The sequence below is a fragment of the Nonomuraea sp. LPB2021202275-12-8 genome, assembly GCF_037044575.1.
In the GTDB taxonomy this organism is placed as follows: domain Bacteria; phylum Actinomycetota; class Actinomycetes; order Streptosporangiales; family Streptosporangiaceae; genus Nonomuraea.
Genome location: NZ_JBAHWD010000117.1, coordinates 1 through 1,493 on the forward strand (window position 1 = coordinate 1; position 1,493 = coordinate 1,493).

Here is a 1,493-nt window from a genome sequence, read left to right on the forward strand (position 1 = left end):
GGAAAGACATCCCAGGAGCTTAGATGTCAAGCCGCGAGCGATTCGGCGTGATGCGACCAGGCGGTCGCCTCGTCGTAGAGCGTGCCGGTTTTGAGGCATCCGTGCAGGATGCCGACGAGTCGGTTGGCGAGTTGGCGCAAGGCGGCGTTGTGGCCGCAGCCGCGGGTGCGTTGCCGGTCGTAGTAGGCGCGCGCGCCGGGCGAGAGCCTCAGGGCGCTGAACGCCTGGGTGAGCAGGGCGTCGATGAGCCGGTCGTTGTGGATGAACCGGGCCAGGGCGACCTTCTTCTTGCCGGACGCGCGGGTAATCGGGGAGGTCCCGGCGTAGTTTTTGCGAGCTTTGGCGGTGGCGTACCGGGTGGGGTCGTCACCGAACTCCGCGAGCACCCGGGCGCCGAGAACCGTTCCCAGCCCGGGCTGGGAACGGATGATCTTAGCGGCCGGGTGTCCGCCAAAATGCGCCTCGACCTGCCCTTGCAAGGTCTTGATCTGAGTGTTGAGCACCTCCAGGATGGCGATCAGTGCCTGGATGGAGGCGGCGTAGGCGTCGGCCACCACCTCGGGCTGGCCCAGGTGTTCGGCGCGCAGGGCGGCCTGGATCACAGCGGCCTTGACGGCGGTGTTCTTGCGGCGGGCGCGCTTGAGCGCGGCGCTGATCTGCCCGATCGTCAGCCGGGCGGCCCGCGTCGGGGTGGGCGCCTTGGCCAGCAGCTCCAGCGTGTCGGCGGCGTCCAGGTCCTCGAACGCCTCCAGCGCGGCGGGGAAGTAGTCGCGCAGCGCGTGCCGCAGCCGCTGGGTATGCCGGGTCCGCTCCCAGATCAGCGTCTTGTGCGTGCGGGCCACGACCTTGACGGCCTCGGCCTGGGCGGAATCCCCGGCCACCGGGCGCAGCTCGTGGGAGTGGGTGCGGGCCATGTCGGCCAGCACATGGGCGTCGCCGGCGTCGCTCTTGGCTCCCGAGACGCCGAGCCGGTCCCGGAACCGGGCGGCCTGCAGCGGGTTGACCGCCAGCACGGTGTATCCGGCGGCGACCAGCGCCCGCACCCATGGGCCCCGATCGGTCTCGATGCCCACCAGTACTTCGATCTCGTCGGCGTCCTCGCCGGCCAGCTCACCGATGATCGCGTGCAGCCGGGTCATCCCGGCCACGCCCTCGGGCAGCCGGGCCTTGGCCAGGCGGCGGCCGGAGGTGTCCATCACCTCCACATCGTGGTGGTCTTCGGCCCAGTCGTCTCCCACGAACAGTCGCAACGGTCCTCCCGTTCTCGATGCCGATCACCTTGCGCAGCCTGCGGGAGAACCATCAGCGACCTAATCAAGCAGTGCTCACGCCCACGCGGGCGGGCACGACATCCCATCAGCGATCAACTCTCCCGGCCGACCGGCAGGGGCACGGTCTTTCCTCAGGACTCAAGGTCCAGGAACACAGAGTGCTCACCTGTCAGCGGCTACCACAGGAGTCTGCCGGATGGCTTACTCCCAGAACTGATTAGG

1 protein-coding gene is annotated in these 1,493 nt (G+C 69.0%); it reads right to left on the bottom strand.

Features of this window, described 5'->3' with window-relative positions:
• Window positions 1–26: 26 nt before the first annotated feature.
• Window positions 27–1,250, bottom strand: coding sequence for an IS110 family transposase (locus V5E28_RS48955; protein WP_442946022.1), 1,224 nt, complete (start codon window positions 1,248–1,250; stop codon window positions 27–29).
• Window positions 1,251–1,493 lie beyond the last annotated feature (243 nt).